At 46.2% G+C, this 22,792-nt stretch carries 30 protein-coding genes; 7 read left to right on the top strand and 23 right to left on the bottom strand.

The window, feature by feature from the left end; translation table 11 throughout:
• Positions 1–21 precede the first annotated feature (21 nt).
• Genes PTZ02_RS15020 through PTZ02_RS15065 form a run of 10 tightly spaced genes read right to left on the bottom strand, consistent with a single transcriptional unit; the run spans position 22 to position 5,852 of the window.
• Positions 22–408 carry a hypothetical protein gene (locus tag PTZ02_RS15020; protein ID WP_274228616.1) on the bottom strand — a complete coding sequence of 129 codons (387 nt, stop codon included), beginning with the start codon at positions 406–408 and terminating at the stop codon, positions 22–24.
• A 12-nt stretch (positions 409–420) separates the two neighbouring features.
• Entirely contained in the window at positions 421–1,011 is a 591-nt protein-coding gene (locus PTZ02_RS15025) for a major tail protein (RefSeq protein ID WP_257531312.1), read from the bottom strand.
• A 3-nt stretch (positions 1,012–1,014) separates the two neighbouring features.
• Positions 1,015–1,356 (bottom strand): hypothetical protein, encoded by a 342-nt coding sequence (locus tag PTZ02_RS15030; RefSeq protein WP_274228617.1) that lies wholly within the window; start codon positions 1,354–1,356, stop codon positions 1,015–1,017.
• Positions 1,353–1,784 (bottom strand): HK97-gp10 family putative phage morphogenesis protein, encoded by a 432-nt coding sequence (locus tag PTZ02_RS15035; protein ID WP_274228618.1) that lies wholly within the window; start codon positions 1,782–1,784, stop codon positions 1,353–1,355. The genes PTZ02_RS15030 and PTZ02_RS15035 overlap by 4 nt, the downstream gene beginning before the upstream one ends.
• Positions 1,777–2,109 carry a head-tail adaptor protein gene (locus PTZ02_RS15040; protein WP_274228619.1) on the bottom strand — a complete coding sequence of 111 codons (333 nt, stop codon included), beginning with the start codon at positions 2,107–2,109 and terminating at the stop codon, positions 1,777–1,779. The genes PTZ02_RS15035 and PTZ02_RS15040 overlap by 8 nt, the downstream gene beginning before the upstream one ends.
• Before the next feature lie 3 nt (positions 2,110–2,112).
• Complete coding sequence (locus PTZ02_RS15045) at positions 2,113–2,430, bottom strand: head-tail connector protein (RefSeq protein ID WP_274228620.1); 318 nt, start codon at positions 2,428–2,430, stop codon at positions 2,113–2,115.
• 22 nt (positions 2,431–2,452) lie between these two features.
• Positions 2,453–2,668 (bottom strand): head fiber protein, encoded by a 216-nt coding sequence (locus PTZ02_RS15050; protein ID WP_274228621.1) that lies wholly within the window; start codon positions 2,666–2,668, stop codon positions 2,453–2,455.
• A 13-nt stretch (positions 2,669–2,681) separates the two neighbouring features.
• Positions 2,682–3,887, bottom strand: a complete 1,206-nt coding sequence (locus tag PTZ02_RS15055) for a phage major capsid protein (protein ID WP_274228622.1) — start codon at positions 3,885–3,887, stop codon at positions 2,682–2,684.
• Positions 3,888–3,906: 19 nt separating this feature from the next.
• Positions 3,907–4,608 (bottom strand): head maturation protease, ClpP-related, encoded by a 702-nt coding sequence (locus PTZ02_RS15060; RefSeq protein ID WP_274228623.1) that lies wholly within the window; start codon positions 4,606–4,608, stop codon positions 3,907–3,909.
• Positions 4,605–5,852, bottom strand: coding sequence for a phage portal protein (locus tag PTZ02_RS15065; protein WP_257531295.1), 1,248 nt, complete (start codon positions 5,850–5,852; stop codon positions 4,605–4,607). Before PTZ02_RS15065 ends, PTZ02_RS15060 begins: the two co-directional genes overlap by 4 nt.
• A 120-nt stretch (positions 5,853–5,972) precedes the next feature.
• Between PTZ02_RS15065 and PTZ02_RS15070 the strand changes: the two genes are divergently transcribed.
• Positions 5,973–6,410: a sigma factor-like helix-turn-helix DNA-binding protein gene (locus tag PTZ02_RS15070; RefSeq protein WP_274228624.1), complete on the top strand. Its 438-nt coding sequence runs from the start codon at positions 5,973–5,975 to the stop codon at positions 6,408–6,410.
• Here PTZ02_RS15070 and PTZ02_RS15075 read toward each other — a convergent pair whose 3' ends face one another.
• The 13 genes from PTZ02_RS15075 to PTZ02_RS15135 form a co-directional block, all read right to left on the bottom strand.
• Positions 6,411–8,015 carry a terminase large subunit gene (locus PTZ02_RS15075; RefSeq protein WP_337992999.1) on the bottom strand — a complete coding sequence of 535 codons (1,605 nt, stop codon included), beginning with the start codon at positions 8,013–8,015 and terminating at the stop codon, positions 6,411–6,413.
• A gap of 119 nt (positions 8,016–8,134) precedes the next feature.
• A complete protein-coding gene (locus tag PTZ02_RS15080) occupies positions 8,135–8,359 on the bottom strand; it encodes a DUF4314 domain-containing protein (protein WP_274228626.1) in 225 nt (74 codons plus the stop codon).
• Positions 8,352–9,155, bottom strand: coding sequence for a virulence protein (locus PTZ02_RS15085; protein ID WP_274228627.1), 804 nt, complete (start codon positions 9,153–9,155; stop codon positions 8,352–8,354). The genes PTZ02_RS15080 and PTZ02_RS15085 overlap by 8 nt, the downstream gene beginning before the upstream one ends.
• A 129-nt stretch (positions 9,156–9,284) precedes the next feature.
• On the bottom strand, positions 9,285–10,526 hold the full coding sequence (locus tag PTZ02_RS15090) for a site-specific DNA-methyltransferase (RefSeq protein WP_274228628.1): 1,242 nt from the start codon (positions 10,524–10,526) through the stop codon (positions 9,285–9,287).
• Entirely contained in the window at positions 10,501–11,679 is a 1,179-nt protein-coding gene (metK, locus tag PTZ02_RS15095; RefSeq protein ID WP_274228629.1) for a methionine adenosyltransferase, read from the bottom strand. The genes PTZ02_RS15090 and metK overlap by 26 nt, the downstream gene beginning before the upstream one ends.
• 18 nt (positions 11,680–11,697) lie before the next feature.
• The gene (locus tag PTZ02_RS15100; protein ID WP_257531275.1) at positions 11,698–12,249 is read right to left on the bottom strand and encodes a P27 family phage terminase small subunit; all 552 of its coding nucleotides are present in this window, start codon (positions 12,247–12,249) and stop codon (positions 11,698–11,700) included.
• Between the two features lie 95 nt (positions 12,250–12,344).
• A complete protein-coding gene (locus tag PTZ02_RS15105; RefSeq protein WP_274228630.1) occupies positions 12,345–12,713 on the bottom strand; it encodes an HNH endonuclease in 369 nt (122 codons plus the stop codon).
• 120 nt (positions 12,714–12,833) lie between these two features.
• Positions 12,834–13,250, bottom strand: coding sequence for a hypothetical protein (locus PTZ02_RS15110; protein WP_274228631.1), 417 nt, complete (start codon positions 13,248–13,250; stop codon positions 12,834–12,836).
• Complete coding sequence (locus PTZ02_RS15115; protein WP_274228632.1) at positions 13,247–13,474, bottom strand: hypothetical protein; 228 nt, start codon at positions 13,472–13,474, stop codon at positions 13,247–13,249. The genes PTZ02_RS15110 and PTZ02_RS15115 overlap by 4 nt, the downstream gene beginning before the upstream one ends.
• Positions 13,475–13,519: 45 nt before the next feature.
• On the bottom strand, positions 13,520–14,893 hold the full coding sequence (locus PTZ02_RS15120) for a DEAD/DEAH box helicase (RefSeq protein WP_274228633.1): 1,374 nt from the start codon (positions 14,891–14,893) through the stop codon (positions 13,520–13,522).
• Positions 14,874–15,155: a VRR-NUC domain-containing protein gene (locus PTZ02_RS15125; protein WP_073587856.1), complete on the bottom strand. Its 282-nt coding sequence runs from the start codon at positions 15,153–15,155 to the stop codon at positions 14,874–14,876. The genes PTZ02_RS15120 and PTZ02_RS15125 overlap by 20 nt, the downstream gene beginning before the upstream one ends.
• Positions 15,156–15,308: 153 nt before the next feature.
• On the bottom strand, positions 15,309–17,567 hold the full coding sequence (locus PTZ02_RS15130; RefSeq protein ID WP_274228634.1) for a phage/plasmid primase, P4 family: 2,259 nt from the start codon (positions 17,565–17,567) through the stop codon (positions 15,309–15,311).
• Positions 17,558–18,016: a DUF7768 domain-containing protein gene (locus tag PTZ02_RS15135; protein ID WP_274228635.1), complete on the bottom strand. Its 459-nt coding sequence runs from the start codon at positions 18,014–18,016 to the stop codon at positions 17,558–17,560. Before PTZ02_RS15135 ends, PTZ02_RS15130 begins: the two co-directional genes overlap by 10 nt.
• Before the next feature lie 301 nt (positions 18,017–18,317).
• On the opposite strand from PTZ02_RS15135, the gene PTZ02_RS15140 reads away from it, so the two are divergent.
• The 6 genes from PTZ02_RS15140 to PTZ02_RS15165 all read left to right on the top strand — a co-directional run bounded on the left by PTZ02_RS15140 (position 18,318) and on the right by PTZ02_RS15165 (position 22,776).
• A complete protein-coding gene (locus PTZ02_RS15140) occupies positions 18,318–18,494 on the top strand; it encodes a hypothetical protein (protein ID WP_274228636.1) in 177 nt (58 codons plus the stop codon).
• Positions 18,478–18,807, top strand: a complete 330-nt coding sequence (locus PTZ02_RS15145; RefSeq protein WP_274228637.1) for a DNA ligase — start codon at positions 18,478–18,480, stop codon at positions 18,805–18,807. Before PTZ02_RS15140 ends, PTZ02_RS15145 begins: the two co-directional genes overlap by 17 nt.
• Entirely contained in the window at positions 18,804–19,928 is a 1,125-nt protein-coding gene (locus PTZ02_RS15150; RefSeq protein WP_274228638.1) for a DUF2800 domain-containing protein, read from the top strand. Before PTZ02_RS15145 ends, PTZ02_RS15150 begins: the two co-directional genes overlap by 4 nt.
• Before the next feature lie 14 nt (positions 19,929–19,942).
• On the top strand, positions 19,943–20,506 hold the full coding sequence (locus PTZ02_RS15155; protein WP_274228639.1) for a DUF2815 family protein: 564 nt from the start codon (positions 19,943–19,945) through the stop codon (positions 20,504–20,506).
• 70 nt (positions 20,507–20,576) lie between these two features.
• Positions 20,577–20,729 (top strand): hypothetical protein, encoded by a 153-nt coding sequence (locus PTZ02_RS15160; RefSeq protein WP_257531256.1) that lies wholly within the window; start codon positions 20,577–20,579, stop codon positions 20,727–20,729.
• A gap of 64 nt (positions 20,730–20,793) precedes the next feature.
• The gene (locus PTZ02_RS15165) at positions 20,794–22,776 is read left to right on the top strand and encodes a DNA polymerase (RefSeq protein ID WP_443112628.1); all 1,983 of its coding nucleotides are present in this window, start codon (positions 20,794–20,796) and stop codon (positions 22,774–22,776) included.
• Positions 22,777–22,792 lie beyond the last annotated feature (16 nt).

A 22,792-nucleotide genomic window follows, 5' to 3' on the forward strand; every position in this document is an offset into this window, starting at 1 on the left:
GGGTAAAGACTTCAGCGTCCGTTACCCGACTTCCACGTTTTTTGGAGTTTCCTCCTCACTTTCTACATTGCGCTTTGTACCTTTGAACATCGCCTCGGTAATTGCATTTTTATATGCCGCTAAGTCAAGCGGTGAGGTAAGAAGCTCCACTTCTTCCTCTGTAAGCAATTCTTCTGGTGCGTTCTTATTCTTAAGGTTGCGAATCAAAATTGACTGGTTTGCAAGCAGCGTAATTAGCCAAACAATCTCGTCCAGAGCCATCTCGAAGTTCTCGGATTTCATCAGTTTTTCTCCGAGGTTTTCAAGGCCACCGTAACGACCAGCAATCGCTTTTGTCGCACGTGTGGTCAGAACCAGTTCATACTCTTTGCCGCCGATGTTGATGGTGGCGCTTCTCTCATTATCCATAGCTCAATCCTCCTAAGGTTCCGGCGTGTAGACCGGTTCGTAAACTTCAGTGAACCAACCGGTGATAGTTGCAGAAGATACGCCTGCATCGCCTTCAGTGACCTCTGCTTTCCATGGGTGTTTGCCCATGCCGTCCAATTTGTTCCTACGCATAACCGTTCCTTCGATGGTTGGCGTAGAGAAGGTGATAGAATCCGCCTTTGTCTGCAGGTTTGTTGCGGGTAGGCCAAATTTTACGCGATAAAGCCAAAAATAACGATATGTTCCATTGGCCTTTTGCGCTCGGAAGCCTACAGCAACGGGTGTGCCCACGTTCTCACTGGCGGAGATCAGCACACCGTTGTCATCGGTTGATGCTCCGGTTAGATCTGCCGCGACAGTTGGGCCAATATCATCCACGCCGAGGGTGAGCGTGCCGCTATTAAAGTCTTTTACAACTTCTGCAGCACCGTCGTCCGCATATAGAATCGCCTCAATTAATTCCACCGAAAGCTCGGCGGTTATAGCTTTAGCAAGCACCGAAGGTACAGCATAGGTCTCTACACCGCTAGAATCTTCGGTTATCTTTGAATAGTACAGTCTGTCAAGACCGATAGTTGCCATGTGTTATTCCTCCAATCCATAGTTTTTTGCCACATCAATGGCGTAATGGTGATATCCGGTATCGTCTTCGTGTCCGATGTACCGTCGTTCAGTCACGGTGAAATCCGCATTCAGCAAAACCGTAGTAATCTGCCTTTTCCGCTCTAAGTAATTGCCTTTTGAGAAAAGTGATATCCTCACTTCCTGCACATCAAAGCCGGGGCGGTTATCCGCGTGAACTTCAAAAATGTCCGTCAGAGGGATAAAGACCAGATATTCGTCAGGTGGCACACCGCTGAACACACCAGTTTCGATAGGAATATTAAAGGGTTCCAGGACTTCGCTCAAATCTGAAAGTAGACTCATATCCTATTTACCTCCTCATCCAGCTTTGCTTTCATCGCTTCGATGCACGGCTTTCTACTGGTGCTTTTCGCTGGTTTTAAGAATGGTTTTGCCGGTTGACCCGATTTTCCGTATTCGATGATATTGGCTATCTTTGCATTGCTGCTTCCATCACGACGTGGTTCAGAAAAACCAACTTTAACGTTATGGTTGCCATCTCTATCCTGTAAAGCGGGTGAAATCCCCAATGCTGCCGAAAGCTCGCCGGTGGAATGTGAAGGATACTTTGTGTCACGGCCAACTGCTGAATTAAGATTAGACTTTACCTTATCAAGCACAACCTCACCGCCAGCCTTAAGCACACGAGGGATAATTTCATCAGTTTTATCATTCAACCGTGAAACCTTCTGGAGAAAGTCCTCCGGCATTTTCATAGTTACTTTAGCCACTAGGCTTCACCTCCTTGGCGAGTACTTCAATGTACATTCCACGACCTTTGACGTCCTCCACCGAGGTGATTTCAAATCTTCCGTCTTCACAAGCAATAAGCATTGCGGTCGTAACGGTAACACCTGGAATACAGCGGAAACGGAAAAGATCGGTGGCTTCTGAAAATGCGGCTCTGTTTGCCCATATCTCAGTGCCGTGCCGACCTTCCCGATACGCTTTGATGGAAGCTACAATATTGTCAATCTCAGTACTGAAGCCCTCCGAGTCTTTTATAGTTACGGTCTCAATAATATCTATAAAGGTGTTCATCTTTCCAAAGCTCATAATCTACACCTTCCAATTCCGGTCGAGGCGGAGTAGCAAGTTTACTGTGTTCCAAACTTGTTGACCTGCCTGCACGCTATCGGCAAAGAAACCAGCCGTCGAGCCATCTCTGCTTTCGTAGAAATGACTCGACAGCATGATTACTGCCTGTTCAGTAGTGGGCGGCATAGTGTTTTCAGTATAATATCCCTCAGCAACATGTTGGTAGCTCTCCGCGTAGGAAACGGCGGCTTTGATGTAATGCAGCAGAAGGCCGTCGTCTGCATCATGTGCCAGGATCAGGTTCGCTTTTACTTTGGGGAGAAGATTATCTGTTGTCATGCCATCCGCCTCCTTCCGGTCATTATTCGTCTGCCGCCATCAAACCCGCCGCTTTTAACTTGGCGAGAAGAGCATTGAAATCCGTGACCAGACCAGCAACATCGGTGGCCGTGCTGTACGCCTGATTCTCTGCAGCAGGAAGCCCCGTTACCGAGGCTCCCGGCAGGACTTCCAATGTGCCACCGATGATCCACTTTTCGCCGCCCTGTTCCATATAATTCTTTGAGTTATAACTCATAGGTCAGCCCTCCTTATGCGTGCTGCTGGAGAACCTTGATAGCCTCCGGCAGGATCAGCTTACCGTCCACACGCTGGGTAGCTACAAAGCCTACCTGCCCGGTGACTGCATAAAGCTCGTTTAATCTCTTGAACATACGTCCCTGACGGTCGGCTACCCAGTAATAGCTGAAGTCACCAAACACGATGCTCTTGGCGGTCGCAGCAATAGTTGGCACATATGCTGAGGTGTACAGAGGGCGGTTCATGATGGTATCAGGCGTGCCTGCCTGAAGTGAAGGCTGCCAAAGGTACTGGCCCTGACCGTCCTTTAGTTTACGGATTGCCTTTACAGTAGCATCGTTCATAACGAATACAGCCCTGTTACGGTAAGGAGCCTTAAGTGAGTAGAACAGGTCGAGCACCTCATCCATGGTGATTGCTGTAGCACCTGCTGTAGTTACACCGATTTGGGCACCACCTGTAGCGGCAAGGATGCCAGTCGGTTTACCGGAGCCATCGCCGGTGAAGAAAGCTTCCTCTTCTTTATTGCCGATACGTCTTGCGAACTCTTTAGAGATGTAGGCTTCGAGGTTGAACACAGAATCGTTCATCAACTCTTCGGATACTTTGATCAAGGTTGCCAGTTTATAGGCACTGATAGACACCTGACCGAAGCTGTCATCGCTCTCTGGAATAATGCCTTCTTCATCGACCCATGAAGCAGTACCTTTGGTAGCTACGACTGGAATCTTCCTATCACCGGAAGATGTGGTGATAACATTGGCCAGTGAACGGAAGATGTTCTCATCCTCGAGGGCCTCTACCAGCGTACGCTCAAACTCGTCAGGTACGAGATAACCACCCTCGGTGTCTGTACCTATTTGCAGGGCATTTCTTACGTTTACATCAAGTCCTTCTCCTGCACGAGTACGCATAGCATTCCAGAACGCTTTCCTGTATTCGGAGGATGCACGACCGGTTTTTTCTTCAGCTCCTTTGGATGGAGCGTTTGTAATGGGATTGCTGGTAGCTTTGGAAAGTTCCAAGTCGATAGAGGCCTGACGCTCGAGGCGCTCAATTTCTTTACCTAATGCGACGACGTCGTTTTCCATCTTCTCGTAAGTAGTGGTATCCTCGGCGGACAGTAGCCCATCGCCGCCACGTTTTGTATCAAGGAACGCCTTTGCCGCATCCCAAGCCTTAGCGCGCTTTTCGCGCAATTCAAGAATCTTACTCATTGTAATTTCCTCCTTCAAATTAGTGTGAAATTAAAGAGAGCCGCTTTTCCAGCGACTCTATCGGGGTACCTGTTTTCGGTTTTGACTTTTTGGGTATTTTCCCAAGTAGGGAGTTGCACACAGCTGCACGGGAAAATATAAGTCCTTGCCCTGTATCAAGAGGGATACGATCTTCACCTTCCGTGAACATGATTTTGTCAGCGAAGCCAAGTTCAATGGCTTTGTTCGCATTCATCCAAGTCTCTGCATCCATGAGATGCGATAGCTTTGCGCGGGATAGCCCGGATTTCAGTTCATATGCGTTGATGATGCTTTCCTTGACCTCATCCAGCAGGGCTTTGGCTCGGAGCATCTCCTCACTGTCGCCGATAGCAATGGTCGAAGGATTATGGATCATCAGCATAGAAACGGGCGACATATATACATCGCCACCTGCCATAGCGATAACCGATGCTGCACTTGCTGCCAATCCATCGATCTTCACGGTGACTTTTCCGGTATACTCCATTAGCATGTTATAGATCTGTGCAGCAGCGAAAACATCACCGCCGGGCGAGTTGATCCAAACCGTAACATTGCCAGAGCCAGCCATCAATTCATCTTTGAACAACTTTGGTGTTACTTCATCGCCCCACCAGGTCTCGTCGGAGATTTCTCCATTGAGATAGAGGGTGCGCTCTTCGGTGGCTTCATCTCGCACCCAGTTCCAGAATTTTCTCATTGGCCATTAGCCTCCTTTTCATAAAAATTGCCCGCCTGTGAGAGCGGGAGCATATTGCCGTTCACAAGATACAAATCACCGCCTTCCTCAGCTGGGATGCGGTTCATATCCTCCAGTTCACGGATGTCATTGGCAGACATCCATCCGTTTTGCCTTCCGACTGAATAACCGTTCATGCGGCTCTGGTAGTCACCACGAAGCAATCCATCCAGATTAAACTTGATAAACAGCGACGTTTTCTCTGAAGGCAGGATTAACGATTGCTGAAGGCTCTGCTCCCAGCGAACTACCCATGGATCGAGTGTGTATTTTACGAACTCCAGCGATTGTTGCTCGATGTTGGAGAAGCTGGATTTCTCAAGGTCGCCCACCATGTGTGGCGGCACACGGAAGATACGGGCGATTTCGTTAATCTGAAATTTCCGGGTCTCCAGAAATTGCGCCTGCTCCGGTGGAATACCAATGGCCTGAAACTTCATGCCTTCTTCCAGTACGGCAACCTTGTGTGCGTTACCGCTTCCTTGATAGGCGCTGTTCCAGCTATCCTTGACTCGCTGGATATCCTTAATTACACCGGGATGCTCCAGCACGCCACCGGGATTGGCACCGTTAGCGAAGAACGCTGCGCCGTATTCCTCAGTGGCAAGTGACATGCCGATGGCGTTCTTGGCCATTGCTATGGGGCTGTAGCCAATGAGCCCATCAAAGCCAAGACCGGGTATGTGAAGCACCTCATCCTTACGGAGCGTGACATAGCCGCCTTTAGGCTTTAGTCCGCTTTCATCAACATCACGGTAATAGGTGTAAACCAGCTCGCCGTTTTGAGCACGGCCGACTTCCATCTTGTTTGGTAGCAGTGGGTAAAGCGCAACAGCCTGACCGCGACCATTTCGGACAATCTGCGCGTAAGCATTGCCCCAAAGTAAAAGATGACTCATCAGTGTTTCACGAAACACAAATGAAGTCATCTCAGGGTTAGGTTCGTTATGAAGAAGATAGTACAGTGGGTGCTGTGCGATGCGTTCCTTCCCACCATCCAAGCGGTATCGGTATACATGTAAAGGCAGTCCAGCGATTGCTTCGGCCAATATTCTTACGCAGGCATAAACCGCAGTGGTCTGCATAGCCGTTCGCTCGTTTACTGTTTTGCCACTGCTGGTGCCGCCAAACAAGAATGAAAACGCGCTTCCCACACGGTTTTGGGGCTTATCCCTTGAACGGAACAGTCCTTTTAATAAATCCATAAGCATCACCTCCACTTTTTTTATTTCTGATATTGACACCTATACTCACTCCGTGTTATAGTGTGAGTATAACACGGAGTGCAAACATAATCTAAATTTAATAGAAAGGAATCAGATACTATGAATACTACTCAAATCATCCAAATTATTAAGGAAGAACTTTCCGAAGCCGAAACACGTATCATCCAAAGACTCAATACCGAGGAGGCTTCACAAGCAGAAAGTACATCTCCATTAAAACCCCTTCCGGATAACGAAAACTACGCAAAGGCACTGAACTCATATCTTGCTGGAGGTACGCATTCAGGTACAGCCAAAGAGCTCGGGGTGAGTATGGCACAAGTTAAAAAGTACTACACTTGGCTTGTAAAAAACGGCTATCTTCCAATTGAGAATGCTGATCTGTCAGAAGCCGAGCAACGTGTCGTAGACTGCATTTTCGGGAGGAAGATGTCTCTTAGAGAAACAGCTCAAGAACTCGGGTGTTCTGTCAGCAATGTAACATACCGCCGAGATAGCGCTCTTCGCAAAGGCTATGTGCCAGAGGACGAAGAATAATCACAGAATAACTAATCCCCGCTCGTTGTACACCGATTCTCCACCACTCCCGTTGCCACATCTGATGGCGCGGTCGAGCGCCATAATGGTTGCCACCGCGCCGTCGATTTTCTCAGTCGACTTTTCCTTATCCGCCTTTATATTTCCGGCAGGGTCGGTTCGGACAAATATGTTATCCATCATCCACCGAAGGACCGGATGACCTCCGTGAGCTATTTTCTGTTCCAAGGTCAGTTTCATCAGTTCTTTGGTCGGTGGAGACATATCTTTAAAGCCTTGGCCGAATGGAACAACCGTAAAGCCGAGGTTTTCAAGATTCTGCGTCATTTGTACAGCACCCCAACGGTCAAAGGCGATTTCTCGAATGTTATATTTTGTTCCGAGTTCTTCAATAAACGATTCAATGAAGCCGTAATGTACTACGTTACCCTCGGTGGTTTGTAGGAATCCTTGCTTTTTCCACACATCGTAGTTTACGTGGTCACGCCGTACCCGCAAATCGATGTTATCCTCCGGTATCCAGAAGAATGGTAGAACTGTGTATTTATCCGCTTCATCTTCCGGTGGGAACACCAGAACAAACGCTGTTATATCCGTACTACTTGAGAGATCAAGTCCGCCGTAGCAAACGCGTCCTCGCAATAATTCCGGATCAACTGCAAAAGCGCAGGCATCCCATTTGTCCATTGGCATCCAGCGTACAGCTTGTTTTACCCATTGATTAAGCCTGAGCTGCCGGAAGCTGTTCTCCTCGGCAGGATTTTGCCTTGCTGATTCAAACGCTGCTTTGACTTTATCCATGCTGACGGTGATTCCTAAAGATGGATTCGCCTTCTTCCATACTTTTGGATCTGTCCAGTCGTCCTCAGGATCGGCCCCAAATATAACAGGATAGAAGGTGGGATCGTTTTTTCTGCCATTTATGATATCAAGGGCCTTCTGGTGTACCTCCCAGCAGATACTATTTTGGTTGTCCCCGGCAGTAGTTATAAGAAAATACAGTGGCTGCATTCTTGCATCACCACTGCCTTTGGTCATAACATCGTACAGCTTTCGGTTAGGTTGGGTATGAAGTTCATCAAACACCACACCATGGGTGTTAAAGCCGTGCTTATTGCCTACGTCAGCTGAAAGCACCTGATAAATACTGCCTGTCGGTTGATAGATGAGCCGCTTCATTGAGTCCAGGATTTTCACTCGCTTGGATAGAGCCGGGCACATTCGAACCATATCCGCTGCTACGTTAAAAACGATGGATGCCTGGTTGCGGTCAGCAGCACAGCCGTAGACCTCGGCGCGTTCCTCGTTATCTCCGCAAGTGAGCAACAGGGCAACAGCCGCCGCAAGCTCACTTTTTCCCATCTTCTTAGGTATTTCTACATAAGCTGTGTTGAACTGCCGATAGCCGTTCGGCTTCAGAGTTCCGAATACATCACGAATTATCCTCTCCTGCCAATCGATTAGTTCAAAAGGCTTTCCCGCCCACGTGCCTTTGGTATGTGAGAGGGCTTCGACAAAAGCAACGGCATAATCGGCGGATGACTTATCGTAGATTGAATCAGCCGACTTAAACCGGGTTGGTGTGTATTTCTTGAGTTTTCGTATATCCGCCGCCTCCTTCCGAGCATAAAAATAGACCTGCATTAAGCAAGCCTTCTAAATCTATCTGTACGAGAAACAGAGCCATTTTCGGCACTGTTCCCTGATTGGTGTTTAGTTATTTATTACAGCTTTCGTACCGCATCCTCTCCGTACACAACGCCGAGGGAGGAACCGATATCCCAGGAGCAGAAAATTGTGCCCGTGTCGTCCACGAAGTCCACGGTTCCTTTGTCGCCGGGCCTTAGCTTGGAATAAGGATCGTTCATGTGTACCAACTCCACTCGTGTGCCTGATGGATATTGCTTACGGAGGCGTTCCACCGTCTCCCTTGAAGGAAAGTTATTCATCAGCCGTTACCTCCTCAGCTTTAGTCGGAGTGCCATTCTTAAAGGCGCTGTTGCCTGTTAGGTTCTTTAGCAGGATTTTGCGTTCCATCTTGTATTCAGTGCCGACAAAACCAAGCCGGATAAGGAAACATCGAAAAGCGTACTTCTCATTTTCCACTTGCTTTTCAGTAGCATTTACTCTTTGCTGTGTTTTTGCCATCTCGCATAGTGCAGTAACAAAATGGGTGTAGGCTTTGACCTCATCTGAAGTAAGTTCTCCTTGAAACCAAGGGAAGTTGATAGTTTCTTCGCCTGAAATGATAGTGCTGTAATCAGTACCGAGAGCTTTTTGGATTAGGGACGATTTGCTTTCAACCAATCGCTTGAGGTTTTCAAGAGCCATATCGGTGAAAGTCGACCTTGGCATCTCGATAGTCAAACGGTTGGCTTCGAGCTCATCTCCTTGTTCTGGTCCCCCATATGCGGGTGGCTCCTCGTAATCACAGTAAGGGTTGGCCCTGCCACCAAGACCGGCTTCGTATGGAATTTGAACATCCTCTGGTATAGGTTCTGCTTCCGGGAGTGGAGTATCGTATTCTTCTGTAATAGCTTTAAAGTCGTGCAATCCCTGCAGGTCAGCAACCAATTCGGGATTGTCATCTCCTCTGAGTATCCCGTTCTTGTCAATATGGTAGCCGCCTACCTCGTATGCGAAGGTTGGTGCACCGAGGTATTTTGTCGGAGCATTTAGTTCCTGACTGATTGCGCCTACCAGTGATTTTCGTTCTGCGCCTGTTACATTATAATTAATCTGCATTTTTTATACCGCCTTTCTTTTTCGGTACTACATATATCACTCTGAACGCTGTAAATAGCAAGTCGATTCGAGCATATTTCTGTAGTGAAATCGTTCCGATTAATCGGCGGTGTTTTGTTGGATCGAAGTTTACTCCTCAGCATTTACTTCCGGCAGATCACAATACCTATACTTCATACCATCTCTCAAAAGAAATACACCATCTGCGTTTCCGGCTTGCTCGATATACCTTTTTACAATAACATCGCAGTACTTTTCATCCAGTTCAATGGTGTAGCAGATACGCTCCGTCTGATCACAGGCTATGAGCGTACTACCTGAACCACCAAAAGGATCGAGCACGATGCAGTTGGTCAGGCTTGAGTTGAGGATCGGGTATGCTACCAGCGCCACGGGTTTCATGGTGGGATGGTCGCCATTTTTCTTCGGCTTCTCAAATTCCCAGATGGTGGTCTGCTTACGATCGGCATACCAGTTGTGCTTTCCTGACTTCTTCCAGCCGAAAAGAACAGGCTCATGCTGCCATTGATAAGGTGAACGGCCGAGAACCAGCGACTGCTTTTTCCAGATGCAAGTACCGGAAAGGTAGAAACCTGATTCAGAGAATGCCTTTCTGAAATTCAGACCTTCAGTATCTGCATGGAACACATAAATAGAAGCATCCTTCGCCATTGCCACTTCGGTGTTCTTAAACGCCTCAAGCAGAAAATTGTAGAATGCTTCATTTCCCATATTGTCGTTTTTAATCTTACCCGCCGAACCTTCATAGTTGACGTTGTACGGAGGGTCGGTTACAACAAGGTTTGCAAGTTTCCCGTCCATCAGTAGTGTGAAAGTGTCAGCCTTAGTGGAATCACCGCAGACTAGCCTGTGCTGCCCAAGCATCCAGACATCTCCTTGCTTGGTGAGTGCAGGCTTTTGCAGTTCAGCCTCCACATCGAAGTCATCATCATGAATACCGTCCTTGAGTGAATCCTTAAACAGCGCATCAAGTTCGGCAGGCTCAAAGCCAGTGAGGGACACGTCAAAATCCGCGCCCTGCAAATCTGCAATGAGGAGAGCCAGCTTATCTTTATCCCAATCACCGCTGATTTTATTGAGGGCAATGTTGAGTGCCTTTTCTTTTTCCTCATCCATTTCAATAACCACACACTCGACTTCGGTGATGCCCATATCAAGCAGCACCTTCAAACGCTGGTGGCCACCGACAACATGAGATGTGGTCTTATTCCATATAACAGGTTCAACATAACCGAACTGCTCGATGGAGCGTTTCAGCTTTTCGTATTCCGGATCACCGGGTTTCAAGTCTTTACGAGGATTGTAGTCGGCTGGAATCAATAGCTCAGTTTTCAGTTTTTCTATCTGCATATTTCTCAGTCGCCTTTCTTAAATTTGTGTACATGTTTACATCCTCCCACGGGAACAGGCAGGAATTGAAATGACCATAAACCGCCGTATCGGAGTAAATGGAATTACGCAGCCTTAGTTTTTCGATGATTGCAGCTGGTCGGAGATTAAATACCTCCTGTACAATATTGGCAAGCTGCTCATCGGTGAGTTTGCTAGTACCAAAGGAAGTCACGTCAACTGCCACAGGATTTGACTTACCAATGGCATAAGAAAGAGCGACCTCGCATTTCTCTGCAAGACCGCTCCATACGATGTTCTTTGCAATGTATCTCGCCATATATGCTCCGCTTCGGTCAACCTTGGTCGGGTCTTTGCCACAAAGTGCACCGCCCCCGTGGGATGCAAGGCCACCATAAGTATCGACCATGATCTTTCTGCCGGTTAAACCTGTATCAGCAGCAGGACCGCCTTCGACAAATCTTCCGGAGGGGTTAATAAGAATTTCAGTATCATCATCAAACGGAAAATCCTCAAAGCACTGCCAAAGTACATTATTTAAGATATCCGATTTCAATTCTTCCTGAGTCTTGCCCTTATCATGCTGGACTGAAACTACAATTGTTTTTACACGCTTGGGCTTGCCATCCTCATATTCCACAGTAACCTGTGCTTTGCCGTCAGGCAGAATACCCTTAATGAGTTTTCCTTTCCGGCAGTTGTCAATGCGCTTTATGATGCGATGGGAAAGCACCAGTGGGAGGGGCAGGTTCTCACGGGTTTCATTGGTTGCGTAACCGTAAACCGTGCCTTGGTCACCAGCCCCCACAGAACCGTATGGATCATTGATACCATTTCTTGCTTCAAGTGCATTATCTACACTCGCCGCAATATCTGAGCTTTGATGGTGGACGAACACAAATACTGTGAACTTCCACGGATTATATCCGACCTCACGAAGTACATTTTTTACGATGAAGCGGATATCCACTTTACCGCTGCAGGTGATTTCGCCCGCCACGATAATTTTGCCTTTGGTTGCCATGACCTCGCAGGCCACGCGGGAAGATTTATCTTTACGCATACAAGCATCCAAAATATTGTCAGCAATGAGGTCACAGAGTTTATCCGGATGTCCCATGCAGACACTTTCCGCTGTTTTATAAGTAATCATATTTTCCTCCTATCTGATTTATTTTCCTCGCCTTGCCATGAGCAGACGTTCCATTACATCGTCCTGCGGGCTAGCGCCGTTGTATTCTCCTGTACAGTTTTCTTTAACAATCTGGAATATCTCCATCCACAGCCGATTAGTTTGGTTCATGTAATTCTGGCCCATTGCCACATAGGGGCTTTGAATGGCATTACCTGTAGTCGGGTGTTTTGCTAAAAAGCCATATTCTGTGACTGCTTCCTCACATTGAATCCAGCGAGCCACGCTCATGGCGTAGCGTTCTAAAAGCTGCGGCGATACGAGAACAGCACATCCACGTTCGTTCAGCCACTGCCATGTGTTTCTGTAGATTTCTCCTGCAACCAGTGCTTTGCCGTCTTTTTGTATAGCTTCAAGCATTTTATTTGGCTCGGGCATTTCAAGTCCTTTTAGGTCTGCCGTATCCTTAAATTCCATCACGGTCAGTTTTCTGCCTCCTGGATTGCCTTCGGCTATTTTATCAGTCAGGGGCTTCTTTTTCGCACCTGCACCTACACGAGCGCCGCCTCGATTTGTACCGTCTTTCGCCATATTTTCACCTCACTTAGCAGGGGTGGGGCTATTCCCTCGTTTGAAATCGCGTTTTTTAACACGAAGCCCCACGCCGCTGTCCGCTTAAAAAAGTTTTAGAGATTTGACCGCCCCCACCGGTCACCGCTCTCGGCAGTAATTCTAGAGTGGCAGGATTTACAAAGAGCCATGAGATTGCTCTTCTCGTTGCCACCGCCTTTGGAAAGCGGAAGAATGTGGTGTACCTCTTCGGCAGGAGTGAGCTTACCTTGCTTATCACATTCCTCACAGAGAGGATGCGACTTGATGTAGCGGTCACGGATACGCTTCCAAGCACGACCGTATCGTTTATTGGAAGAAGGATCACGTTCGTACTGGTTGTAATGTTTATCCATTGCTTTTTGATGCTCGGCACAGTATTGCTCGCGTACAGCAAGCCGACCGCAGCCGGGGTAAGCACAGGGACGTTTAGGTTTGTAGGGCATTGGTTCACCTCACTTTCAAGGCATAACAAAAGCCACCGCAGATCTCTCCACGATGGCCTTTGGAATTCTATTTCTCTATTGTAATAGTATCACACGAACCACACTGACAAACAGTGACATTCACTGACTTGTTTCAGGAAGTTTAATCAGTGAGGTTGCAACATCGTGCAGACGATAAACGTGACGCACATTATAACCCAGGTCCACTGCAATTTGTTCCCACGATTTGAAGCATAGGTATCGTAGCTCTAGGAGCGTCTGACACTCCAAACTGTCCACCGCTTTTATGACTCCTATTATTTCACCCTTTAAATCCACAAGGCGATCAATGTCTCTGTTGATCTCGTTCTGAAGATCAATGATTTTACAAATAGCGTCTGCCATCATAGATGTACCTTGATTGGGATTACGTGGCATCCCCGTCAGCGTGGTCGTGCATTTGGTTGCCAGATCATTCAACGAAGCAACCTGCTCCAGCTTGCTGTTGATACGCTGGTCCAAACGATAGGCTTGGGACAGATATTCTTTAGCAGTCATAGGCAAGCCACCTCCAGTTTTTCTCGTACCTTGCGCATTAAGAGGTTGCCATCAAGATCAGTTAGTATCTGATACCAGCCGGAACAGAAGAAGCGCTCAAGAGATTTAACCTCAGCTTTGTAATCATTTTTCTCCGGGTGACGGTCCAAACGCTGTAAAGCTTCCCGGTAGTCCTTGACTGCCTGTACTATAATCGCATTCGCTAAACTTTCATATGGTTCCATATCGCACCTCCAAGTTTTTGTTTCTCGGATTGGCACGGATTGTCTCTATTTGACTCTCATTTGCAGATCAGCTTTGACAGCTTCGATAAGCGCCGACTGGCTTTTGTCCTTTAAGGAAAGAGCCCTCAAGACACGCTCATCAATAGTGCCTTTGGTAACGATGTGCTGCACCACAACCGTTTCAGCTGTTTGGCCCTGACGCCAGAGCCTAGCATTTGTCTGTTGATATAACTCTAGTGACCAGGTAAGACCGAACCACACAATACAAGAGCCACCAGCCTGAAGATTTAAGCCATGTCCTGCAGATGCCGGATGAATTAAACCTACTGGTATTTCCTTGTTGTTCCACCTTCGAATACTTTCAGCGGTATCCAGCTTAGAAAATGGAACCTTTATGCTATGAAGCTTTTCTACGATTCTTTCGTAGTCGTGCTTATACCAATAGGCCACAAGTATTGGCTTTCCGGCAGCTGCTTCAATAATATCCTCCAATGCATCCAATTTCTGATTATGAATGACCTGGGTTTCACCACTATCGTTATAAATGGCACCGTTAGCCATCTGACAGAGCTTGTTGGAAAGCGCTGCAGCATTCGCAGCAGTAACCTCTCCACCAGGGGTCTCCAGTACAAGGTCTTTTGCTAATTCGTCATAACGTTCTGCCTCTTTTTCAGAAAGCATAACTGTGTATTCACTACTAACCAGTTCAGGCATCTTAAGATAATCCGTTGACTTCATTGAAATTGTAATATCGGAAATTTTCTTGTAGATGCATTTCACCGCTCCGGGAAGAGGCTTGTAACTGTAAATAATCTGGCCATTTCTTTTATCCGGCATGAAGTAGTTGTTACGAAACGCAGTTATGAACCTTCCAAGCCTTACACCCATGTCAAGCAATTTGAACTCGGCCCATAAATCCATTAGTCCATTGCTGCTTGGTGTTCCTGTCATACCAATAATGCGCTTTACTCTAGGACGCACCCTCATAAAAGACTTAAAACGCTTAGCCTGATGATTTTTGAAGGAAGAAAGCTCATCAATTATTACTGTATCGAAATCAAACGGAAGTCCGCTCTCATCAATGAGCCATGAAAGATTCTCTCGGTTGATTACATAAATATCGGCTGTGGCCTTTAACGCTTGAACCCGTTCAGTGACGCTTCCTACTGCGACAGAAACGATCAGGTCAGATAGATGATCCCATTTTTCAACTTCAGCTGGCCAGGTATCTCTTGCCACTCGAAGTGGTGCTACAACTAACACTTTATGGGCTTCGAAGAAATCAAACAGTAGGTCATTTATTGCAGTAAGAGCGATACTTGTTTTTCCTAAACCCATATCAAGCAGTACTGCTGACACCGGATGAGATTCGATATAACTGATAGCGTATTTCTGATAATCATGTGGATTGTACTGCATCTAAAATCCCTCCAATCTGACTCTCGTCGTCTAGTACAAACACTAAAAAGCCTAATGCTCTAAGCAATTTGTGCCTTGCCATCTGTAATGGGCGCGGGCGCTTACCAGGTGCCTTAACCTCAACAAAGGCCATCTTTCCTTCAGGCATTAGAACGATTCTATCCGGCATACCATCAAAGCCCGGAGATACAAACTTCACTGCCAGCCCGCCACGCTTTTTTGCTTCCAAAGTTAACTTCTTTTCTATTTCTTTTTCTCTCATCGCTATATCTCCATCAAAATTGGTGACGGTCTGTGAAGGTCTACTCATAAACCTCTTATATAAAGAATTTTTATAAATTTTTCTCTAATGCGAAGTTCTGTATATGACCATAACTGACCGTCACCGTATTAAGTCAGTGCTACTCGGTGCAACTCAACTTAGAAACTCTTCCTCCTTTAAGCGCACTCCATAAATGAAGCTACCTGTTTTGGTCTTTTTACGTTCAAACCCAGCAGTCTCCAAAGCAGTATAGAAATCTGTTGTACTTCTTGTGTACTCACCGTTGCGCCCACAATGGGCACGGTATTCCTGATAAAACTCTCCGGATTTTTGCTGGTATGTCTTATCCACTTCGCAACAATCCTCCAAAAAGGAAGCAAGCCAGTCATTATTTTCTCTGTATGCTTCAATGGCCTCCTGAACACATGCGGGAACACTGAAATGGTAGTTAGCCTCAATAGCTTTCTTTGCACCTTCGATGATCCAGCTCATGATGTACGAGCCTGCATTCTTAACAAGGTAGTCGGCGTAGTTTTTGATGTCACTTTTATTCTCAATTCTTGCATTAAAGGGAATGACGATGAGACGTCTCCAGGTGCCATCATCATTGGCACCGACTCTGGGAAGATGATTCGTGTAAAGCACCAGTGTATGAGAAGGCTCAAACTTAAACGGGTCCTTATACTTTTTCTCAGCTTCGATTTCATCCGTAGAGCTAAGCTGTTTAACAATAGAAGTGTTGAGGCGCATACCCTCTTCAAGCTCGGAAGCAATGATGAGTCGTTTGCCCTTAAGCTCTGCCATTTCAGGTTTTACGTTTCTGCGACAGCCAACTGTAAGTGTATCGGCTGAGATCGCACCGCTGTAGGAGCCGAGTACCCTTGAGATGCTGTTCCAGAAGGTTGATTTACCGTTGCGGCCTCCACCATAGGCAATGATGATAGCTTCGAGATAGACTTTACCGATTGCAGAAAGGCCAACAATCTGTTGAACGTAATCAATCAGCTTTTGGTCATTACAGAAAAAGGTGTTCAGAGCATCTAACCAAATTTGCTCACCCTTATCTCCCGGAGAAGCGGTTGTTTGCTTTGTTATATAATCCGCTGCATCTGGAGCACGACCACCGGCCAGACCCTTGCGAAGGTCAAACGTAACACCTGGTGTATTAAGTAGGAACTCATCCTTATCTAAGTTGCTCACCTTGATTTCCAGCATTGGCTTTGCAGCCTGCAATGCTGAGATGACATATTTCATATCCCTGCGCTTCATTACAAAAGTTCTGTAAGCTATTGCCGACTGATACTTCTTAAATGCCTTTAATGGATCTCCTGAAAGTGATGCTTCATACTTTTTGCCACCAGCAAGAATATCTTCTTCCTTTTCACCCAAAGCAACTAAGGCATTAAGAGCGCTTTCCACCTCACCGATGGCATCTTGAAGCTGCAAATCGAGGAACTCTTCCATTGCACCAACCGACTGCTGCCGTGATTCCATCCAATACTCACCGTTAAAACGAAGATAATCAGTGGCGTCGGTGTAACAGAGCTCATTGCCATATTCACGAGTCAACACCTTCGCCTGACCAATATCAGAAAAATCGGAAGGTCTCAACGAGTTATTATCGAAGTCGGAATTGTAGTCATCTGGAGGAACATACCCATCCTGACCTTGCACCTTCCTTGCAAACTTGATAGCGCTATTCCAGATAGCAGTAAGCTCTTCTTCATCCATAGGCGGGTCGCACTTCTTAGCTTCTTCCAGAAAAATCTCATGGGACTTATCTGTGCTGCCGTATCTCTTTACAACGCGGCCAGCAAAACGAGAAAGCGTATTGTTGCGTTGACCTTCAGGTATTGAATTGCTGCGACCTGTATTTGTAGGTGCAGGAACATTCTCCAACAACTCATCAATCGTAAGCCAACCTTCATGCCAGATAACTTCGCCGGTATCAGCCCCATAGATAAAACGTGCTGCATCCAGAGCGTTATCATCAAAGAATGGAAACTGAGCATGGATAGCTCTTTTAATAGCCACATATGCTTCCGCATCTGTTAGCTCTTCTATAGAAAAGTAAACATGGAACTTGGGTCTTGCTGCTTTTCCATCTTTAGAAAGCATATTATGGCGACTGGGAGCAATCGCATATGAAATATCCGTCAAAATTTCATCCAATGCCTCTGGCGTTATCCACTCATCCGGATTTTCAGTGTGATCATTATCGCAATCCATGACGATGACATCAGACTTTAAGAAATTATCTGCACTGCGATAGTTGTTCTTGTACTCCGCGCAAACGTGGTCTAGCTTTGCGGCTTCTTTTAATTCTTCAGCCGAGGTGACAACGTTCTTATTTGGATAGAGGCAATTCTTTTGATTTCCAACACAGCTTGCAGTACAAATTGTTAGTTGCATGTTTCTACCTCCTCCATATCCTCGGTAAAATAGCGAATAGTCATATGGCGTTTCTTCGCTTTATCAATCTCCATCTGCATTCCATTTGTGATGTTCTTACCAAACACCCACAGCTCATTGCATTTTCCTAAGAAGACAATATCCATGAACAGTGCAAGCTCGCGTTCCGCAGGATCATCATCCGATAGATACATAGGAAATAGTAGGTGTGGTGCAAAGGCGATAGCATTTCTTTCGATAACAGCGAACCGGCTATAAAGCTTTGCCCTTTCAGTGTTTCTCTCTACATCACCCGCATATGGTGAGCAGATATACACCAGCGGCCTGAAGGTCTTGTCTTCCTTTTTAATGTTTGTCAGCGCCTCGTATGCGGTAGGGTCGGGATAGCCTTCACTGTTTTTCTTGTCCACTCCGCCGGTACCATATTTACATCTCATCTGTTCGTTCATAAGCGAACCTCCTTATTAAGATTCGAGCGGCATAAAAGTCCCTCTACCAGTCCCAGGACAGAAACCGCCGCTTTGAACGAACTTTTGAAAATAAATTTTTCCTTCCTTATATAAGTGACAGCAGACCTGAAAAATCTGCTGTCTTTTTTCGTTCATTTTCGTTTTAAGTGTCCTGGGATTAGTGAAGGACATGAAAAATGTGTGGCCTAAAAAAAATCAAAAAGATTTCGTTCAAACCACACAAAACTGTCCTGGGACTATTAGAGAGGGAACAAATCCTCTCGGAAAGGGAGGTAATACGATGCAGACACAGACGAATGCAGAGGCTTCGAAAGATAATCAGCTGGATGAAGAACTTGCTGACACCCTCACAGCCATAAGCGTTGTATCCAAAAGACTGGCTCAAAAAATCAAAGCCTTGTCTACAAAGGAACAAGAAAAGAAGGAAGGAGGTACTCCAAATGAGCAAGATGAGTGAACTTAGTCAGGTTCTTTCTGAACTTAGGGACTGCGGCAAAACTCTCATTAACATTGCTGACTCGCTTGCAGAGATTTTCTCAAGTACAGGTGACGAGCCCGAAAGTGTTATGGAAGCACCCGCAATACCAACAGAGGAACCGAAACCAGAGTATTCGTTCTTAGATGTTCGCAAGAAGTTTGCAGAAATGTCCAGAGCCGGATACACAGAAGCGCTTAAGGGACTTCTGAAAAAATACGGTGCGGAGAAGCTCTCCAGCGTAGACCCGTCACAGTATGCCGCATTACTTTCGGATGCGGAGGCAATTAAATGAGCGTAAAACATGCACTGCTTTCAGCTTCATCCGCACACAAGTGGATATCTTGTCCGCCATCAGCGCTACTTAGTAAGAAGTTTGAAGATGCGTCCAGCAGCTTTGCACAGGAAGGCACTGATGCCCATACACTCGCACAGTACAAGCTTGAAAAATTGCTGGGACTTGATACAAAGGACCCGACCGAATCTTTAAGCTTCTACGATGAGGAAATGAACAGCCACGCTGAATACTACGCAGCCTTTGTAATTGAACAGCTTGAGAAAGCAAGAGAAACCTGTGCTGATCCTCAGATACTTATTGAGCAGAAACTCGACTTCTCGAAATATGTCCCAGAAGGCTATGGCCATGTTGACTGTTTGATTATATCAGACGGCACTCTTACCGTAATTGACTACAAATACGGACTTGGCATCAAGGTATCTGCGGAAAGAAATCCACAAATGTTCTGCTATGCACTTGGAGGTTTGGCTCTTTTCGATGGCATTTACGACATCGACAATATCCACTTGATCATCTATCAGCCTCGTAGAGAAAACATTAGCGAATACAGCATCTCTAAGAGCGAACTAATCAAGTGGGCTGAGGAAGTATTGGCTCCTACTGCACAGCTTGCTATTAAAGGCGAGGGCGAATACAAGGCTGGCGAGCACTGCCAGTTCTGTAAGGCTAAAGCAACCTGCAGGAAGCGTGCTGAATACAACCTGGAGCTCGCAAAGTACGACTTTGAGGTACCTGCCACTCTCGATAACGATGAAATCGCAGCAATCCTTACAAAAGCAGATGAGCTGGTATCTTGGGCCAATGATGTCAAGGAATATGCTCTGAAGGAAGCTCTGAACGGTACCAAGTTTGAAGGCTTTAAGTTAGTCGCCGGTCGTTCCAACAGAAAGTACACCGACGAAGCTGCGGTAGCTGATGTTGTTATTGCAGCTGGTAAAGACCCGTATGAGAAGAAACTGCTCGGCATCACAGCCATGACAGCACTTCTCGGCAAGAAAACATTTGAAGATATTCTCGGTGGGCTAACCTTTAAGCCGCCTGGGAAACCGGTCCTTGTTACCGCTGATGACAAAAGACCTGTATACAACTCAGCATTTGAAGATTTTGATGAAAATTAAGGAGGAAATAAATCATGACAAAGACAGTTAATCCGTTAAAAGTAGTTACTGGCCCTGATACCCGTTGGAGCTATGTGAATGCATGGGAGCCTAAATCCATAAATGGTGGCACCCCTAAGTACAGTGTATCTCTCATTATCCCTAAGTCCGACACAAAGACCATCGAGAAGATCAAAGCCGCAATAGAAGCAGCTTACCACGAAGGCGAAGGTAAGCTTAAAGGCAATGGTCGTACTGTACCTCCTCTTGCTGCCCTTAAGACTCCTCTTCGTGATGGTGATGTAGAACGTCCTGACGATCCCGCTTACAAAAATGCCTACTTTATGAATGCCAACAACAGCTCTGCGCCTGGCATCGTAGATGCAGACCGTCAGCCTATCATCGAGCGCTCTGAGATTTATTCCGGTGTTTACGGTCGTGCCAGTGTAAATTTCTACGCATTCAACACCAACGGAAATAAGGGTATCGCTTGTTCCCTTAATAACCTTCAGAAGATCCGTGATGGCGAGCATCTTGGCGGTAAGTCTAATGCCGAGGATGACTTCGCTACTGAGGATGATGAAGACTTCCTTTCCTAAACAGTAACTGACAATCCGGGTGGTAGGATAACCTGCCACCTTAGACAATCAAAGAAATGAGGTAAATCATATGGAAACTATTCTTGTTATTGAACTTATTACTTTATACGGCGTGTTTATCATCGGAGCCCTATTCTGGGTCGTAACTGAAATTAATGACGCCATCAAAAAGCACAAGAAAGAAAAAGCAAAGAAAAACTTTGATACACTTGATAAGTTTTAATTGCTTGGGCGGTGGCACTCCTGCTGCCGCCCTTTTCTTTTGAAAGGAGGATGTTATGGAAGATATAAAAACACTTTCTCTTGACCTTGAAACTTACTCGGATGTGGACCTTGGTAAGTGTGGCGTTTATCGCTATGCAGAATCTCCAAGCTTTGAAGTCCTCCTATTTGGTTACGCAATTAATGGCGGTGAGGTTCACATTATTGACTTAGCCTTAGGGGAGAAAGTCCCAGAAGATATACTAAATGCATTAACCGATGAAAATATAACTAAATGGGCCTTTAACGCTTCATTCGAACGTGTCTGTTTATCATATTGGCTTCGTAAGCACTACCCGGATAAGTTTAATAGCTACAGCATCCCAGAGGACTCAGTTAAAGGTTACCTTAACCCATCTTCATGGCGCTGCAGCATGATATGGTCTGCTTATATGGGCTTACCTCTTTCCCTTGAAGGTGTAGGCACAGTTCTTAAGCTCGGTGAACAGAAGCTAAAAGAAGGCAAAGACCTTATCAAATATTTCTGCGTTCCATGCAAGCCTACCAAAGCAAATAGTGGCCGCACTCGTAATCTGCCTGAACATGATATGGCGAAGTGGTCCCTATTTAAAAAATATAATATCCGAGATGTTGAGGTGGAACAGGCAATTAAGAAGCGACTAGAAAGCTATCCCGTACCTGAGTTTGTATGGGACGAATACCATCTGGATCAAGAGATTAATGACAGAGGCATCCTACTTGATATGGGTGTCGTTAAAAATGCCATCATCTTCGATGAGAAATCCAAAGAAGAACTTACTGCTGCAATGAAGGAGCTTACCAATCTTGATAATCCAAACAGCGTCGTTCAGGTAAAACAGTGGCTTTCTGATAATGGTGTTGAGACCGAGTCGCTTGGGAAAAAGAATGTCGCAGCTCTTATAAAGACTGCGCCGGAGGAACAACGCGACGTGCTTCAACTTCGCCAGCAGCTTGCAAAAAGTAGCGTTAAAAAGTATCAGGCCATGCAGAACACTGTCTGTTTAGATCGTAGGGCTCGCGGCATGTTCCAATATTATGGTGCCTCCCGTTCTGGTCGCTGGGCAGGCAGGCATATACAATTACAGAACTTACCTCAAAATCATATCCCTGATTTGGAAGATGCAAGGTCCCTTGTAAAGCTCGGAGATTATGATGCAGTGAAACTTCTTTATGAGGATGTGCCTGATACACTCTCTCAGCTTATCCGAACCTCTTTTGTTCCAAGGTCAGGATACAAACTTATTGTGTGTGACTTTAGTGCTATCGAGGCTAGGGTTCTGTCCTTCTTAGCCGGGGAGCAATGGCGATTAGACGTATTTGAAAGCAATGGTGATATCTACTGCGCTTCCGCTTCTGCTATGTTCCATGTACCAGTTGAAAAGCATGGTGTAAATAGCCACCTTCGGCAAAAAGGTAAAATCGCAGAATTGGCACTTGGATATGGCGGCAGTGTTGGAGCACTTAAGGCTATGGGTGCATTGGAAATGGGCCTTACTGAAGACGAATTGCAGCCGCTGGTTGATTCTTGGAGAGCGTCAAACCCGAAGATTACAAAGCTGTGGTGGGATGTTGACAGAAATATTAAAGAAGCAGTTCGTTTAAGAACACATACCAAAACACATGGCATTAATTTCTACTACCAGAAGGGTATGCTTTTTATTGAGCTTCCTTCCGGCAGGAGGCTTTCCTATGTAAAGCCTAAGATCGAACAGAACCAGTTCGGTGGTGAGTCTGTCACCTACGAAGGAACCAGCAACACTAAGAAGTGGGAACGCATCGAAAGTTACGGGCCGAAGTTTACGGAAAATGTTGTCCAGGCAATCAGCCGGGATATCCTGGCCTACGCAATGAAAACACTCAGCCATTGCTTTATCTGTGGTCACGTCCACGACGAGCTAATTATTGAGTGCAGCATGGATGTCTCCCTTAAAGCAGTTTGTGAACAGATGGGGCGAACGCCACCCTGGATAAAAGGGTTGGCTCTTAGAGCCGATGGCTATGAGACAATGTTTTATAAGAAAGATTAGAAAAGACCTCTGAGGG

The organism is Clostridium sp. 'White wine YQ', from assembly GCF_028728205.1.
Lineage (GTDB): Bacteria > Bacillota > Clostridia > Clostridiales > Clostridiaceae > Clostridium_T.